The sequence below is a fragment of the Aquibacillus sediminis genome, assembly GCF_005870085.1.
Taxonomy (GTDB): Bacteria; Bacillota; Bacilli; order Bacillales; family Amphibacillaceae; genus Aquibacillus_E; species Aquibacillus_E sediminis.
The window spans coordinates 108,355-124,766 of the sequence record NZ_SZNM01000005.1 but is presented as its reverse complement, the minus strand read 5'-3'; the positions used below and the strand labels follow the sequence as shown (position 1 = coordinate 124,766).

The 16,412-nt window shown below is 37.0% G+C and carries 19 protein-coding genes and 1 riboswitch; of the genes, 3 read left to right on the top strand and 16 right to left on the bottom strand.

The genetic code is table 11. The features are described from left to right. Nucleotides 1-2: 2 nt before the first annotated feature. The 5 genes from pstA to FCI53_RS21375 all read right to left on the bottom strand — a co-directional run bounded on the left by pstA (nucleotide 3) and on the right by FCI53_RS21375 (nucleotide 4,717). A complete protein-coding gene (pstA, locus tag FCI53_RS07580) occupies nucleotides 3-863 on the bottom strand; it encodes a phosphate ABC transporter permease PstA (RefSeq protein WP_138417458.1) in 861 nt (286 codons plus the stop codon). Then, nucleotides 863-1,801 (bottom strand): phosphate ABC transporter permease subunit PstC, encoded by a 939-nt coding sequence (gene pstC, locus FCI53_RS07575; protein ID WP_138417455.1) that lies wholly within the window; start codon nucleotides 1,799-1,801, stop codon nucleotides 863-865. The genes pstA and pstC overlap by 1 nt, the downstream gene beginning before the upstream one ends. Nucleotides 1,802-1,889: 88 nt before the next feature. Then, a complete protein-coding gene (locus tag FCI53_RS07570) occupies nucleotides 1,890-2,855 on the bottom strand; it encodes a PstS family phosphate ABC transporter substrate-binding protein (RefSeq protein ID WP_138417453.1) in 966 nt (321 codons plus the stop codon). Between the two features lie 468 nt (nucleotides 2,856-3,323). Beyond that, nucleotides 3,324-4,346 carry a PstS family phosphate ABC transporter substrate-binding protein gene (locus FCI53_RS07565; protein ID WP_138417451.1) on the bottom strand — a complete coding sequence of 341 codons (1,023 nt, stop codon included), beginning with the start codon at nucleotides 4,344-4,346 and terminating at the stop codon, nucleotides 3,324-3,326. Between the two features lie 197 nt (nucleotides 4,347-4,543). Beyond that, nucleotides 4,544-4,717, bottom strand: a complete 174-nt coding sequence (locus FCI53_RS21375; protein WP_171038102.1) for a hypothetical protein — start codon at nucleotides 4,715-4,717, stop codon at nucleotides 4,544-4,546. Between the two features lie 383 nt (nucleotides 4,718-5,100). On the opposite strand from FCI53_RS21375, the gene FCI53_RS07560 reads away from it, so the two are divergent. Then, nucleotides 5,101-5,925, top strand: a complete 825-nt coding sequence (locus tag FCI53_RS07560) for an STAS domain-containing protein (RefSeq protein ID WP_138417449.1) — start codon at nucleotides 5,101-5,103, stop codon at nucleotides 5,923-5,925. Nucleotides 5,926-6,080: 155 nt separating this feature from the next. On the opposite strand, the gene FCI53_RS07555 is transcribed toward FCI53_RS07560, so the two are convergent. The 3 genes from FCI53_RS07555 to FCI53_RS07545 all read right to left on the bottom strand — a co-directional run bounded on the left by FCI53_RS07555 (nucleotide 6,081) and on the right by FCI53_RS07545 (nucleotide 8,242). After that, complete coding sequence (locus tag FCI53_RS07555) at nucleotides 6,081-7,400, bottom strand: sensor domain-containing protein (RefSeq protein ID WP_138417447.1); 1,320 nt, start codon at nucleotides 7,398-7,400, stop codon at nucleotides 6,081-6,083. 44 nt (nucleotides 7,401-7,444) lie between these two features. After that, a complete protein-coding gene (locus FCI53_RS07550; RefSeq protein ID WP_138417445.1) occupies nucleotides 7,445-7,726 on the bottom strand; it encodes a hypothetical protein in 282 nt (93 codons plus the stop codon). Between the two features lie 255 nt (nucleotides 7,727-7,981). Beyond that, nucleotides 7,982-8,242: a metal-sensitive transcriptional regulator gene (locus tag FCI53_RS07545; protein WP_138417443.1), complete on the bottom strand. Its 261-nt coding sequence runs from the start codon at nucleotides 8,240-8,242 to the stop codon at nucleotides 7,982-7,984. Nucleotides 8,243-8,538: 296 nt separating this feature from the next. Here FCI53_RS07545 and FCI53_RS07540 point away from each other — a divergent pair, with 296 nt between their 5' ends. Continuing rightward, nucleotides 8,539-9,594 (top strand): C40 family peptidase, encoded by a 1,056-nt coding sequence (locus FCI53_RS07540; RefSeq protein ID WP_138417440.1) that lies wholly within the window; start codon nucleotides 8,539-8,541, stop codon nucleotides 9,592-9,594. Between the two features lie 163 nt (nucleotides 9,595-9,757). On the opposite strand, the gene FCI53_RS07535 is transcribed toward FCI53_RS07540, so the two are convergent. From FCI53_RS07535 to FCI53_RS07505, 7 genes are all read right to left on the bottom strand, one after another. Next, complete coding sequence (locus tag FCI53_RS07535) at nucleotides 9,758-10,036, bottom strand: hypothetical protein (protein ID WP_138417437.1); 279 nt, start codon at nucleotides 10,034-10,036, stop codon at nucleotides 9,758-9,760. 285 nt (nucleotides 10,037-10,321) lie between these two features. After that, nucleotides 10,322-11,341 carry a thiazole biosynthesis adenylyltransferase ThiF gene (locus tag FCI53_RS07530; RefSeq protein WP_138417434.1) on the bottom strand — a complete coding sequence of 340 codons (1,020 nt, stop codon included), beginning with the start codon at nucleotides 11,339-11,341 and terminating at the stop codon, nucleotides 10,322-10,324. Beyond that, nucleotides 11,334-12,104: a thiazole synthase gene (locus tag FCI53_RS07525; RefSeq protein WP_138417432.1), complete on the bottom strand. Its 771-nt coding sequence runs from the start codon at nucleotides 12,102-12,104 to the stop codon at nucleotides 11,334-11,336. The genes FCI53_RS07530 and FCI53_RS07525 overlap by 8 nt, the downstream gene beginning before the upstream one ends. Before the next feature lie 2 nt (nucleotides 12,105-12,106). Then, nucleotides 12,107-12,310, bottom strand: coding sequence for a sulfur carrier protein ThiS (gene thiS, locus FCI53_RS07520; protein WP_138417429.1), 204 nt, complete (start codon nucleotides 12,308-12,310; stop codon nucleotides 12,107-12,109). Between the two features lie 19 nt (nucleotides 12,311-12,329). Continuing rightward, a complete protein-coding gene (gene thiO, locus FCI53_RS07515) occupies nucleotides 12,330-13,457 on the bottom strand; it encodes a glycine oxidase ThiO (protein ID WP_246050040.1) in 1,128 nt (375 codons plus the stop codon). Nucleotides 13,458-13,481: 24 nt separating this feature from the next. Next, nucleotides 13,482-14,087, bottom strand: coding sequence for a thiazole tautomerase TenI (gene tenI, locus FCI53_RS07510; RefSeq protein WP_342774182.1), 606 nt, complete (start codon nucleotides 14,085-14,087; stop codon nucleotides 13,482-13,484). Nucleotides 14,088-14,185: 98 nt separating this feature from the next. Beyond that, nucleotides 14,186-14,339: riboswitch (TPP riboswitch) on the bottom strand. Between the two features lie 91 nt (nucleotides 14,340-14,430). Next, nucleotides 14,431-15,156 (bottom strand): Crp/Fnr family transcriptional regulator, encoded by a 726-nt coding sequence (locus FCI53_RS07505; protein WP_138417426.1) that lies wholly within the window; start codon nucleotides 15,154-15,156, stop codon nucleotides 14,431-14,433. A gap of 427 nt (nucleotides 15,157-15,583) precedes the next feature. Here FCI53_RS07505 and FCI53_RS07500 point away from each other — a divergent pair, with 427 nt between their 5' ends. Beyond that, nucleotides 15,584-15,877, top strand: coding sequence for a hypothetical protein (locus FCI53_RS07500; protein WP_138417424.1), 294 nt, complete (start codon nucleotides 15,584-15,586; stop codon nucleotides 15,875-15,877). An 84-nt stretch (nucleotides 15,878-15,961) separates the two neighbouring features. Here the strand turns inward: FCI53_RS07500 and FCI53_RS07495 are convergent, their stop codons facing one another. After that, nucleotides 15,962-16,288, bottom strand: a complete 327-nt coding sequence (locus tag FCI53_RS07495; protein ID WP_138417422.1) for a hypothetical protein — start codon at nucleotides 16,286-16,288, stop codon at nucleotides 15,962-15,964. Between the last annotated feature and the right edge of the window lie 124 nt (nucleotides 16,289-16,412).

The following is a 16,412-nucleotide window of genomic DNA, read 5'->3' as shown; positions in this document are numbered from 1 at the left end:
TTCTAATATTTATTTTGGAATTTGTTACGGATCCAAACCGCGATCGAGTTCATCAATAATAAGATAATTAATAATACAATAATTCCTGCTCCTGCAACATATTGCCATTCTTCCTGTGGCCTCATTGTCCAACTATATATTTGAATTGGCATAACAGTATATTTTGATAATAACGAATCAGGTATGGAGTAAATTGCAGTGGCAGCACCTACAATAATTAATGGCGCTGTTTCTCCTATCGCTCGAGATAAGGCTAAGATAGATCCAGTTAGTATCCCTGGAATAGCCGCTGGTAAAACAATTCGCCATATTGTTTGCCATTTCGTTGCCCCCATCGCGATTGATGCTTCACGTATATCATTTGGAACCGATCTGATCGCTTCTTGAGAAGCAACCACAATGACTGGTAAAATTAATAAACTCATCGTTAAGGCACCAGCTAGTAACGTATAACCAAAATTTAATAGATAAACAAAAAATGTTAGACCTAATAATCCATACACAATGGAAGGTACACCAGCTAAGTTTTGTATATTCACTTGAATAAATCTAGTAAACTTATTTTGGCTAGCGTATTCTTCTAAATATAGGGAAGTCGCAACACCTAGTAGGATTGCTACCGGTGCAATAATTAACATCATAAATAGTGATCCTATAATTCCTGCAAATAACCCCGCACTATCAGGATATGGTGCCGAGAAATTTTTTAAGAAATCCATATTTAAATACCCAAGACCTTGGTTTACAATTCGAATCATTAATAATGCTAAAAATATTAATGCGATCGACGTCGCAACAATAATTACATACTTGAATAAGCGGTTTAGCATAACTCTTCTTTTAATGCGTGGACTATTTTCCATTAGTAATCCTCCCTAAATTTACGGGAAATATATTGAGATAATAAATTCATAATAAATGTAAACACAAATAACGTAATCCCTACTGCATAGATACTATAATAAATCGTTGATCCAAATGTAGTATCACCTTTCGCTCCTTGAACGATGAAAGCTGTTAAGGTTTGTATCGATTGTGTAGGATCCATCGTTAAGTTTGGTGAAGCACCAGCAGCGATTGTTACAATCATTGTCTCTCCAATAGCACGTGATATAGCCAATACGATAGAAGCAATAATCCCGGAAAATGCAGCTGGAATAATAACTTTAAATGTAACTTCTAGTTTGGTAGCTCCGAGTGCATAGGCCCCTTCTCGTAGTCGATTTGGAACTGCGTTCATTGCATCTTCAGATAACGATGCAATCATCGGTGTGATCATAATCCCAACTACAATTCCAGCACTTAACGCATTAAAAATCTTTAATTCTGGTATAACATTCATCAGTACTGGCGTGACAAACGTTAAAGCGAAATAACCATAAACAACCGTTGGAACCCCTGCTAGGATTTCTAATACTGGTTTAATTACTCTTCTAGTTGTATCCCCTGCATACTCACTTAAAAAGATAGCAGAAGCAATCCCTAAAGGAAGTGCAACACAAGCTGCGATCACTGTTACTAATAACGTACCGGAAATCAATGGTAAAACACCAAATTTATCAGACCATGGTGACCACTGTGTTCCAAAGAAAAATTCAAATAGAGAGACATCCGAAAAAAATGTAAATGATTCACTTAAAAGCGTAAATATAATACCTAATGTAGTTAAAACTGAAACACTTGCACATAACAACAAAAAGATTGGTACTGCTTTTTCCGTCGTCTGAAACAGGCCTTTATTAGTTTTTTTTTGGTGGATCATTTCTTGAACGGATAGGAGCTGTTTCTTTTCAGATTTCATAACATAACCCTCTTTTCTTTCTTACTCATTATAGAAGGATCTACCAATTTTATTGGTAAATCCTATCGTTTTATTAAGTGACTCTATTTTATTGTCCAGCAAGTTCATTAATGGTCTTGATTTGCTCTTGATATTTTTCATCCGGCAATGCAACATATCCTACTTGTTGTGCAGCAGCACCAGCATTTTCTAGTGCAAAGACAGTAAAGTCATGAACTTGGGGCTTATCTTGTAAATATTCCGCATTGACATAAGTGAATAATGGTCTAGAAAGTGGTGCATAAGAACCATCCTGAATGGTTTCTCCATTTGGTTTAATGGCTCCATCCCCATTATCAACACCAAGCACTTTTAATTTATCCTGATTTTCAAGGTAATAAGCATAACCGAAGAATCCAATTGCATTAGGATCATTCGTAATACCTGTTACTAATGTGTTGTCATTTTCCGATAGTGTAACATTCTCATCTTGTCGCATTGGCTTTTCTTCTAAAATCACTTCATTAAAATAGTCGAATGTACCAGAATCATGCCCTGGACTGTATACATAAATTTCTTCTTCAGGCCATTCAGGATTGATCTCTGACCATTTAGTCTTGCCACTCTCAGCTAAGAAAATATCTCTTAATTGCTCAACTGTTATATTTTCGATGAAGTCATTCTGTTGACTCACTACGACAGAAAGACCATCATATGCAAGCTCTATTTCATGTAGTTCTGTTCCATTTTCTTCCGCTTTGGCTCTTTCTTCTTCTTGAATTGGGCGTGACGCATTACTCAAGTCGATTTCACCTACGGTAGATTTTTTAAACCCACCACCTGAACCTGAGGAGTTTAGGGATGTCTCAACTTCAGACTTAACCATGTTATATTCATAGGTTAAAAATTCCATAATAGGTAAAACAGTCGAAGATCCATCGATGGCAACGGAACCTGAAAGTTCTTGTGCTTCACCTGCATGATCTTGATTTTCATTGTTTCCTTCATTTGTTCCACATGCAGCAAGTAATCCGATCGTTAGTACTGCCATCATAATCACCTTTATATTTTTCATTATGTTTGCCCCCTGAAGATTTAATTTAATAGCTCGTTTATCTGGTACACTTATATAATAACGAATAAATATTAAGTAAATATAAAGCTATCGTTAAGAGAATGTAAATTATAAAGTTTTTGTCGAAAAAATAATAGTTATGTAGAATTATATAAATGAAGCTCTTGGAGCCTTGCTCCTAATAAGTCTTTTTAGCTAAAGTTTCCTAACAGGATTGGTTTACCTGAGATAAAATAACAGAGTGGTTTAATTAGAAAAAAGCGCTCAGATTACCCAAGCGCTTTGATCTTTAAATTAAATACAAGTGTTGTTAAAAATTAAACCTATAAGGATTCCGAACAGACATCTGTTCCGCAAATTAATAGAAACTACATTTATTGGTATGATGCCGACACCCATTCCGCTATCTTAGAAAAAACTTTATTGGAATCGCACGAACAAACCTGTAATTCTTGTTAAGATCACCCATTATTTTCCTGCTAATTCATTGATCGTATCGATTTGCTCTTGATATTTCTCATCTGTCAATGCAACATATCCTACTTGTTCCGCAGCAGCACCAGCATTTTCTAGTGCATAAATCGTAAAGTCAAGAACTTGAGGTTTCTGTTGTAAAAACTCAACATTTACATACGTGAATAGTGGTCTAGAAAGTGGTGAATAAGAGCCATCTTGGATCGTTTCTCCATTTGGTTTTACCGCTCCATCGCCATTGTCAATTCCTAGTACCTTAAGCGTATCTTTATTTTCTGCATAGTACGCATAACCGAAATACCCAATTGCATTTGGATCATTCGAAATTCCTGTCACTAATGTGTTGTCATTTTCTGATAATGTAACATTTTCATCTTCTCTCATTGGTTGATCTTCTAAAATAACTTCATTGAAATAATCGAATGTTCCGGAATCATGTCCAGGGCTATAAATTACAATTTCTTCTTCAGGCCAATCTGAATTGATATCTGACCATTTTGTTTTTCCGCTATCTGCCAAGAAAATTTCTCTTAATTGCTCTACTGTTAAGTTATCAACAAACTCATTTTGTTGACTTACAACTACTGATAAGCCATCATAAGCAAGTTCTAACTCATGTAATTCAATGCCATTTTCTTCAGCGATCGCTTTTTCTTCATCTTTTATTGGACGTGATGCATTACTTAAGTCAATTTCTCCAACCGTTGACTTTTTAAATCCACCACCTGAACCAGATGAGTTTAAGGATGTTTCAACACTAGGTGTAACCTGATTGAACTCATAAGTTAAGTATTCCATGATTGGTAAAACAGTCGATGATCCGTCAATGGCAACTGGACCGGAAATTTCTGCTTCTTCTTCAGTGTTTTCACTTGTTCCTTCACTACCTGTGTTTTCTTGCGTTTGTTCTGCATTATTTCCTTCTTCACCAGAGCTTTCTTCTGAGCTACATGCTGCTAGTAACCCAAGTGTTACCATTAATAATACTGCAAAACCTACTAACTTTACACTTTTCATTTTCTCTTTCCCCCTAATTTTTTAAATTACTTGTCTATCAAGCTTCTATTACATCATAACGTCTGAATATTAAGAAAGATTAAAGCCAGGGTTAAGAGATTGTAAATTTCCTTGAATTTACAAGTTTTTGTTTTACTAAAACAAAAACCCGCCTCTTTACGAGACAGGTTTGTATGTTAGAACCCCAGCTATTATTCCTAACGCTTCAATTCTTCTAACAATTGAATAATCTTATTATTTTGTTCGACTTGTTTAGCACTCTTCTTCTTTATGTCATACACCCACATCAAGATTAACACGGTGACAACAATCGGTATAAGTATACTCAATAAAGAAAACAACAGCCCCAATGGTGCAATACTCGTCATCATTTTATTCCCGCCTTTTTTAATGGTAGCATGTGCAAGTTAGGTGCCACTAACATGAATTCAATCAACTGCTGGACTCATCTGTAACTACCTAAAGATTATTTCATGCGAATTCAAACACTTTTAGGATACATATAACGATTATAACAAAAATCTTAAAAGTGCTGTTAAAGTTCATTTATTTCTTCTGTATATAATCACTATGAAATTCAGTAAATTAATCAGTGACAGAACCAATGATGGAATGCTGTAATACGATATACCTTTTTGATGCCTTATCAACTCAAAACACGCTAAAAAAAGGAAGTAAACATACTTATATGTTTAAAAAGTAGAAACATAGGGTATCTGTCAAAGGGGTATATATAAAAAAGGGGGCACGCACGGTGGACAACGCGCCAAATGATACTAAACTACTTAGTGGTTTTTTCCAAGAAAATAGCGAAAAATTTGAAGCTATTTTGTTACAAGAGGCTGTTAATGTTAAGGATAAGATTGATGAGATCCTTACCATTGGCAATATTGACCTTGTCAATAACGCCCATAAACTAGTGGTATATATAATAGAAGGAAATGAGAAAGAGCTGCGCGCTTTTGCCAAACAAGAAGGCATTGCCTGGGCATCTCAATCGATTGCGCTATCTTTTAAACTTGAATGGATTCAAGCCATTCGTCGAACATTATGGAATATTATACAAACATACCATAATGCACAAAGCAAACATATATTCAACGATTTTTTTAGCCTTGAACAACAGATTAACAATCGTGTGGATAGTTTTTTAAATACCTTTTTTATAAGTTATTCTACATACAAAGACACTTTGATAAAAGCCCAAAAAGAGTTAGTTGAAAATTTGTCTGTACCAATTATCCCAATTAACTCCTATGTTTCTATCCTACCTTTAATTGGTTCGATTGATAAGTCACGAACAGAAATCATTGAGGAAAAGGTGTTAGACGAAATCGGCCTCTCAAGAATACAAACATTGATCATTGACTTATCTGGTATTGCTGAAATGGAAGACGAAGTGGCAGTCGATTTCAAAAAAATCATTGATGGTTCCTCGATGATGGGGTGTGAAACGGTCATAACCGGACTAAGAAAGGAAGTTGTCCAAAAGATTACCCAGTTAGAGATTTCTTTTGGAAAGGATACCAAAACATTGGGAACTCTCCAACATGCCTTGAGAGAATTTATTAACTCGTGACTAAGTCCTAGTTTTTCATAAAAATTTGGGAGCCGATTACATTTATTAAGTGGCGATTATTCAAATTATTTATTATTGGAGGACATTCGGATTCTTATCACGAGACCAGCATACAAAAGGGCGATCCATTTCATTTGGATCGTCCTATGTTTATTCTATAATTCTTTAATTTTATATGTGTTACGCCCGGCTTCTTTTGCATCATAAAGTGCATTGTCTGCACATTTCAATATTGCAAATTCTGTGGCTCCTCCGGGAGGGGCTAAGGCTATCCCAATACTGGTTGTTACCTCGAAGGTTTGTCCATCTTTTTGCCATCGACGTTGCATCGTTTGATGAATCGATTGGGCAATCGTAGCCGCTACTAGCTCAGATTCCACCTCAGGTAATAAAATAACGAATTCGTCGCCACCTAATCGCCCAACCATGTCGTGTTCACGTACCGACTGTTGCAGTCGTTTTCCAAATTCCTCAATCACCCAGTCACCAATATCATGTCCCCATGTATCATTAATCATTTTAAAATGATCAATGTCCATCATCATAACCGCAAGTCGTTGTTGGTTTTCAGATACCTTGTTTACTTCTTCTGTTAAACACTCGCGAAAGTAACGGCGATTAGGTAATCCCGTTAATGGATCATGATGGGCAAAGTATTCTAACCTTTCCTCATACTCCTTTTGAATCGTTATATCTCTTGTTAATACAACTAAATGTTTAAAACGGTTATGTTTGTCAAATACTGGCGTCCCATTGGATTCCGACCAGACCCAGTCGCCCTCGTGATTATATTGCCTAAATTGAACCGTAAAAAGCTCCCCGCTATTAATGGATTTCAATATCACTTCATTGATTCGAGAAGTGTCATCTGGGTGAATATTATGTAAAAATAAATTCCCCTCATATTCATGATTATCAAACCCAAGAATTTGTTGATAGGAAGGTGAGCAATAAATAATCGTCCCACTATCATCAATTAAAGAAATTAAATCATGGGCATTTTCGGTTATGATTCTAAAACGTTCTTCACTTTCTGCCAATCGTTTTTGGGCTTCAACAAAATCAGTAATATCTCGCAATATCCCATACATTCCGAATAATGTACCATCTATAATTAACGGAGTTACTTTCACTGAAACTGTCACCGTTTCCCCTACTTTATTGATCAATCTCAATTGGGCAAATCCAGTTTCACCATCTTTCGCCTGGTTCAAAAGGTCGTGATAAGTTGATTGGTCTTTCTCCACCACAAGCGTTGAAAAAGAAAGGCCAAATAATTCCTTCCGTTTATACTGGGTCACTTGTTGGACAGCAGTATTAGCATTAGTAACTATACCAGATAAATCTAAAGAAAAAATAGCGTCTGAGTTATGGTGAAACAACGATTTATACCGCTGTTTACTTTCTTCTAAATATTCCAATGTTTTTTCAGTTTCTAATTTGGCTTGTTTTTCATCGGTAATATCTTTTACCACTGCAACAACTTGATCAATCTGTTGTTGTTCATCGTTAAACGGTGTTAAGATCGTTTTTGTATAGATTGGTTCGTTAGATCGTGATAGATAGGAATACTCGTACGTTGTCTGGATGTCACCGCCTTCACATATTGGTGGTAGAGATCCTCTGTCAATTTTGATCGATTCACTTTACGTATTTCTTTTCCAATAGCACTATTTGTCATACCTGTCTGTTCCATTGCTGCTCGATTTAAAAATTCATAGTAAAAGGACTCCCCCTCTACCCGAACAATAAATACCATATCACTAATACCATCCATTACGACTCGATCAAATGAAATCATAAATAAAAACCGCTTCCTTTACGCCATATGGCTTTTTTCTAATCGCATTCCAACTAATATTTCCTTTATCAATAATTAGGCGAGACCCCCATCTTCACACTGGTGTTCGTAGGACTCCCCCACTTCCAGCTTTAGCTAAGTGGTAGGTAGTTTAAATAGTACTATAAAAAAAGCATGAATCAATTCAATTTCATTTTTTACCTATTTTAAAAAAAACACCTGGATTACGTAGATGTATATCCAAGTGTTTTTCATTTATCGACTGCGAACAAGTAAATCGACAGCTTCTTTGATTAAGTCTTCTGAGCTTTCCCCCTCTTTTTTTTCTTCTCGGATACAACGTTCAAGGTTTGAGCTGACAATTAGAGCAGCGGTACGATCGATCGCACTTCGGACTGCAGACATTTGCGTCACAACATCTCGACACTCTTTTTCTTCTTCCATCATTTTTAATAGACCTCTTACTTGGCCTTCAATTCGTTTCATTCTATTTTTTATTTGCGCATCATATTCCACATCGATCGTCCCTTTCTATATCAAGAATGTGAGTTTCTTAAATAGGTTTATACAAGAGCTATTTTGCTAATCAAGACTGCTTACTTCTCATGTTAAAATTGTAGACAAAAATTCCTAGTTTCTCAAGCTTTAGCATTAAATATGACAAAATTAAGGAAACTTGTAAAACAAAGACAAAAGGATGGCCTTTCTCACCAAGTCTTATTCCCTCTTTACTATAAATGGAAGAGATAAAATTGGTATAAAATTTCACACAAAACACAACTTATAAAAAAAGATAAAAAAGGAGCATTGCTATGTTAACACATCAAACGAATCGACTCCGAAAAGCATTAATGCTTTTGTTAGTTGCTGCCTTGATCTCTAGTGGAGCTACTACAGCACATGCACAATATCAAAATGTGCCAACCGCGGAGATCGCTATTAATGGGAAGGCTGTAGATGGAATCAATCCAATAAAGATTGATGGTACGTACTATTTACCGTTTGTAAAATTAGCTAAACTACTAGGTTACAACCACATTAAATTTGAAGAGAAAACCAAAACATACGAAATCACGGATGGTTCCACAACGATTCGAACAACGATGGGGGGAACCAAAGCGAAAAAAGGAAACGAATATGTCAACATTAAAGCTCCAAGATGGGTAAACGAAACAGCTTATATCTCATTGCATGCTGGTGGTGCTTTATTTAATTCTTATATTACTTTTAAGAAAGAAAATGGTTCGGTTCAAATCCAAAAACCCGCTTCCCAATATATTGTGCACACCGGGGATACGCTATGGAATATCTCTCGTATCCACCATACAACTGTCGAACAATTAAAAGCAGAGAATAATTTAACATCCAATCTAATAAAAGACGGTCAACGCTTAAAAATCCCTGCTAGAAATAAAATGAAAGAAACGGAACCTACCCGTGAACAAACACCGACAAAGAAATCTGAAACAAGCATCACAACATTAAGACAAAACATCCTTACAGAAGCGAAAAAATACCTTGGTGCAGGGTATAAATTTGGGGCGACACTCGCCGAAGCGCCGAAACTGTTTGATTGCTCTTCCTATACACAACTCGTATTTAAAAATAATGGCACTGACATTCCCCGTGTTTCAAGAGACCAAGCAAGTATTGGTAAAACAGTGACAAATCTACAAGCTGGGGATTTGATGTTCTTTACCAACCGTGACTTGTATTCGGATGGCAGAATCGGTCATGTTGGGATTTACATGGGGGATGGAAGTATGATTCATGCCTCCACATCACTAGGTGTTGATATTACTAAAAATGTATTAGAGCACCCATATTGGGGACCTAACTACTTGTTCTCCAAGCGTGTAGTCGAATAAATCCTATTTCACCATCTACCGTAATGCATATTGTTGAAAATGGTGCGAAAACTATTGTTAATTTCTATGTAAATACAACGATTAAGAATATAGCAAAAGGCATTGCTACTTCCAGCAATGCCTTTTTTATTATGTTTGTTAAATTAGCCCCGTATGCTTCATATCATTCTACTGGCATTTTATCTGTAATTTCTCCATCTCCACTTGTCCACACCCGATATTTTTCACCTTCAATTAAAACAACTAATGAATATTCCGAGAACCATTCTCCCCATTGACCAATACTATTTATTGACACTACTTTAGTTATTTCAGGGTTGTGTTCTGTTACATTTTCTTCTACATGATCAAGTTTTGCTTTGGTATATAGATTTATCGAAGCATAACCTCCAACAAAAATAATGCACATGCTTATAAGTACAATTATTATGACTTTCCTCAAACAACTCCCTCTTTTCAGTCCAATTTTACTGCGGATAAACAAATTTCTTTTTTCACATAACTGCTGCGATAGTTGCTATATAAATTTTAACAAATAATCAATACTACATGCAGAATATTCTATCTTATCTTTTCTTATCACCTTAAGCATATAAAAAGGGAGGCAATTTCACCTCCCAAAATTCTATGATTCACTATGTTTTATTTAATTTTCCTTTCAATAACAAACTACTTAGGTTACTCTGATCCTGTTTTATCTATTGATAAAGATACTTTCTCTAATGGATCACCCGATATATCGGTGATACAATGTCTTCGCTTCGGCGATATCTTTTGTACCGTGGATTAACACACGCCCATCTTTAAAAACGACTAGTCGGTGGTCCTCAATCGAAAACGATAGTAGATAAGGATTTTGATCCACTTTGCCACCTTGATTTGAAAGCATGAACGCTAATTGATCTAAATTTCGTTCCTGCTGCACAGGTGGACGAATTTGGACCGTGTCTCTTCCGCACAATACTGCTGTTTTCGTTTGGTTTTCAAAAGCTAAGTTTGGATAAGTTCGATTGGTGCCACAAGATAAACAAGTCTCTTTTTTAATCTTATCCACATTAATGGCAGTATGTTGATTGTTCCATAAATCAAATGAAACGAGCTTTCTTCGCAATGCTTGAAAATCTTCCACTAAAATTTTTAATGCCTCTGTTAACTGGTAGGATACAACCATGTTGACAGCTGGACTAATGATCCCAACTGTATCACAAGTCATCCCACCAATTGGAACCGTCTCTAGCAGGCAATGAAGACATGGCGTTTCTCCAGGTAAAATAGTATAACTAATTCCATAACTACCAACACACGCCCCATAAATCCAAGGAATCTCGAACTTTTGAGAAATATCATTGACCATCATGCGAATATCAAAGTTATCAGTCGCATCGATTATTAAATCGACGCCTTCGACAAGTTGTTCGAGTTCTTGCACGCCGACATCTAGTACACGCGCATCGATGTTGACTTCTGCATTTATTTGGGTTAGTCGTTTCTCAGCGGCAACAGCCTTTGGCATTCGTTCTTCCGCATCAGCCTCGACATATAATTGTTGGCGCTGCAAATTGCTCCATTCCACATAGTCACGGTCGACAATTGTTAATTTGCCAACACCTGCTCGAACTAATCCTTCAGCATTACCTGTACCAAGTGCACCTGCACCTACGACAAGTACATGCTTCTTACCAATTTTTTGCTGTCCATCAGGTCCAATTGGTTTAAATAATTGTTGTCGAGAATAACGATCACTCAACAATGCTCATCCCTTCTGTCGGACTACTTGCGGTTGCGTATCGTTTTTTCGGAATACGGCCTGCTTCATAGCCTAAACGCCCTGATTCAATTGCCAACTTCATCGCTTCTGCCATTTTAACTGGATCGTCTGCTGCCGAAACTGCTGTATTGAGTAACACACCATCCGCGCCAAGTTCCATTGCTTTCGTTGCATCGGAAGGGGTACCAATTCCTGCATCGACAATCACAGGCACTTTCGCTTGTTCAATAATAAAACTCAAGTTTAATGGATTAATAATTCCTTGACCAGAACCGATTGGGGAAGCACCAGGCATGATCGCATGTGCCCCTAATTCTTCTAATCGTTTTGCTAGCAAGACATCATCTGACGTATACGGTAACACAGTAAAGCCTAATTTAAGCAATTCTTCGGTAGCTTTTAATGTTTCTACAGGATCTGGAAGTAGTGTTTTTTGATCACCGATCACTTCTACCTTTATCATGTCACATAGTCCAGATGCTTTTGCCAATTTAGCAGTTCGAACCGCTTCCTCTGCGGTTTTTGCACCAGCCGTGTTTGGTAACAATGTGTACTTGTCGACATCTAATTTTTCCAAAAAATTCGGTTGATTTGGTTCAAAGATATTCATGCGTCGAACCGAAAATGTTAACACTTCTGTTTCTGAAACGTCAACTGCTCGCTTTTGAATATCAAAGTCTGGATATTTCCCCGTTCCTAGTAATAATCTTGACGTAAAGTTATAGTTTCCAATTTTTAACATAATCATCCGCCTCCTACAAAATGTACAATTTCTAATCGATCGCCATCCTGGATTTTTGTTTTTGAATAGGATTCTTTATCTAAAATGGTTGCATTCAACTCAACGATCGCTTTTTTCTGATCTAATTCAAAATGTTCCAACAACTCAACTACGGTTTGAACCGTGTCTTGTACCGTGACGGTATCTCCATTAATGAATAGTTCCATATACTCTTTCCTCTCCTCCCTACACAAACAATTTTTTATGACGGTTTACTCGAAATGGTGTTAGATCGATTGCTGTTGGTTTACGGTCAACCAAATCAGCAATCAGTTCCCCGGTAATTGGCGCGAGCAAAATACCATTACGAAAATGCCCTGTTGCTACGGACAAGCCATTATAGTTGGGGTGTTCCCCTAAATATGGCAATCCGTCATTGGTTTGTGGTCGGATGCCAGCCCAAGCTCTTTCCCATTCTGCCTCTGTAACCTTAGGCACTAAGTTTTTTGCTTTTTCCATCAACGTTGCAATGCCACCCATTGTCACGTTTTCATTGAATGAATCTGGTTTTACTGTTGCCCCAATCACAATTCTTCCGCCCACTTTTGGAACAAGGTAGCACCCATGCGAAAAAATTGTGCGTGACAATAATGGTTGGTTGGATTGAACAGAAAGGCATTCCCCTTTAACGGGATAGGTTTGTAAGTGCATGCCTGTTTGTGCTAACAACTGTTGACTCCAAGCACCACCTGTAACAATCACATGATCCCCTGTAAATGTGCCCTGATTAGTTGAGACACCCGTGACATGACTTTTTTCAAATAGGAATGATTCAACAGTGACATGTTCTTTAATTATTGCCCCTTGAACCACTGCAGCTTTTAACAGTCCTAGACTAAGTTTAGGGGCAGAAACTTGCCCATCTTTTTCAATATACATTGCACCACGAATGGTGTCTGCGAGTGCTGGTTCAAGACGACGAACCTCTGCACCTGTTAACCAATCTGCTTGTTCGTTTGCTGCTTGTTGGATCGCTATAATGTCTTTATATTGTTGCTCTTGTTCTTCAGATTGTGCAATTTTCAACATGCCTTTGTTAATCAACTCAATATCAATGCCAGTTAGTGACTTTATTTCTTCAGCAATTGCTGGAAACATCGAACGACTTGCTCTGGCTAACTGAAACAATGGACCATCTTCATTCAACTCTGCTTGAGCAGCAAGCATTCCTGCTGCAGCACCAGACGATTTGCTTGCAAGCCTATCCTTTTCTAACAGCAACACTGTTTTTCCTCTTTTAGCTAGAGCATAAGCAACAGCTCCGCCATTCACGCCACCACCAACGACAATTGCGTCATAATGTTTTACCACCATATTTTTACATACTCCCTTCCCAAACTATATGGACATTTTCTCCACATATGCATTCACGGCCTGAACTGGATTTGCTGCCTCTAACACACCTGACATGACCGCAATCCCTGAAGTACCTGCCTCAATGATTTGATGTACATTGCTTGGTTTGATTCCACCTATTGCAAAAACCGGTATTTGTACATGCTGGTTAACTTGTTTCAATTGCTCTATCCCTCTAGGAGTTAGGTTTGGCTTTGAATTTGTAGGAAAAATATGTCCATAAATGAGATAGTCAGCCCCATTTACTTCTGCTTGTTTTGCTTGTTTAAGAGAATGAACAGAACACCCAATTCGTAAACCAGGAAACGTCTGTTTGACAACCTCAACAGGCATCGACCGATACCCCAACTGCACCCCTCCAACCTTTGTTGCATACGCCACATCGATGCGATCATTGATCACTAGTTTAGATAATGGTACATGATGTTTTTGCAACAATCCTACAAGCTCATAGATCTGTTTTGCAGTCATTGATTTTTCTCGAATATGGATGGCATCAACATAAGGGTGAATGCTAGCAGCTATCTTGGAAAAGACATCTGCTTCCTGTTTGCCGGTTGAGATAATATGTATTTTAGTTGGTTTCATAACACCCATCCTTTTTTCCATACAAAAAAACCACTTTCTTTACTCAGCAAAAAGAAAGTGGTTGCATGTTTAGACAGTATAAATCTAACATTCCTATAATCGATGCAACACCACTTCCCTACGCTGGTATAATCCAGATCAGGTTCCAAGGGTCTTAAAGCCTTACTTTAATCTCAACCTTTCCGTCAATCTTCTCACAACGTCCCGATCGAACGAATTGCATCCAATTGAAAGGTACCCCTAGTGGACTTTTGGTATTTAATTATTTATAAAGTAGCATATCATGTTTCCTAAAAATGTCAATCGCTTTCACGTAATTTTTTCTTAGATTATCTAATCAAAACTAAACAAGTAATAAACCATCCAGATCGATAATCTCTATTTTTTTATGGGATTTTTGCTTGATATAACCTTGTTCTTCTAGCTCATGAATTTTACGACTAATGGTTTCTGGTGTGGTTCCCAAATAAGATGCTAAATTTTTTTTCGTCATTGGGAGTTCGAACGTGTGCGATGAATCATTTTGCTCCAAACATTCTGCTAAAAACAGTGCGATTCGTGTTTCCACTTTTTCCGTGGCAAATTGTGTTGTTAGCTTTTCGGACTGGTCTAATCTACTTGAGAACTCATTCAATATTTTTAACGAGATAGACGGGTATTTTAATAAAAACGCTTGTAAATCGGACCGTTTAATCAAACAAACACCTGTATCAACCATTGCTTCAATTGCTTCAGCATATGATTCATGGGTCGTTTCATTGAAAAGAGCTAACTCACCCGTGAAATCACCAGGATTTAAAATACGAACAAGCTGTTCTTTTCCTGATTCAGATAATCGATAAATTCTTATTTTTCCATTATTTACGATATATAAGGAATCAGATTCTTCGCCTGCTCGATAAATCATTTCCCCTTTTTTATACGAAACAGACTGTGCTGTTACCATGATCTCGTCCATTTGATCCTCTTCTAAATGGTTAAAAATTGGAACTAAGGATACACAGGCTTTATGTGCCCCAATATTGTGTTGACAGCTATGGGGATGTTGATGCACATTCTTCTCGATCATTTTCCCACTCCTTTACGGGTAAAAATTCTTACAAACACTATTCTTCGATCCACCATTTCTAACTAAGTTTATACTTGGGTATTTTCTAAGAACACTAATTGGTTGGTAAGTTTCTAATTTCAGCATCCCATAAAAAGGATGAATTTGTTGTGAGATACGGCACTGTGTCTCAAACAGTCTTCACCGCTCGATCTGCTTCTCTCCAGTATATATGTAGTTCGTATTGTTAAAAATTGATCACTATCAAGTTTGGTCAAGTTAAGTTTTAAAAGCTTTTAACTGCATTTTTTATGAAGTTAGTGACAGTTTATATGTAGTTGTACTATTTAAGACAGCATTAAATCACCCATGATCTTTGTATAGTTTTGCCAGTTATGCTTATGTCGATCATGTACATACTAATCCCATGAGAAAGGAGTGGATGATTGTGGATTTTGATATCACAGAAATCAGCAATGACATGCCTGACTTTGAGAACCACAACCAAGCTAGAGAATGGTTCAAAGATCAGTTCCACGATAAATTTTCACTAAGAAGTACAGATGAGAAAGATGGAAAAAAAGTGTTTTATTATCACATCATCAAAGATCCCGAATCCTATAAACGTTATATGGAAAGTTTCGCTAAACCAGTAAAACATGAGATCACCAACTGGGAAACTTTTAAAAGTTATTCCACTGTTGAAATTACTGAGGATGGGGATATTCATTTAATTTCTTAATGTAAACAGCACTAGCCATGCGTGTATAGGTTGGCTGGTGCTGCCAAAGAGAAAGCTCCCCATCTAGATAGAACGATGTATAGATTAGCTTGCTTTTTGATTTTCAATATTTCGCTCCATTCTTCTCTGCCTTGCACGATAGTCTCTTAGGACTTGGTTTGCTTGAGGAACGTCTTCTTTCCTGACTTTAATGCGAACAACGCATTGTCTATAACCAAAGGAATAGAAGTTTTCAAAGTTATAGGGGATCTCATATTTTATATAGTTTAATTTATTACCTTTTAATACCCAATAATAGCGCATAGCTTCGTTTAAAGAAGATTCCCTCACTTCGTAAACGGTTACAAAACGATGTTGCTTCTCCATCATAGCAATCAAAATTGCTGCAATAAACGTGATACCAATCCACATGGAACCCCTTCTTTCTATTTTTGGTTAACTATTTTTAAAACATTGTACATCATGTTAAATAGTCTTTGCCATAATTTTTCGAAAATTCACCGTGGTGACTTTTCCCATTAAAACGACACTTTTT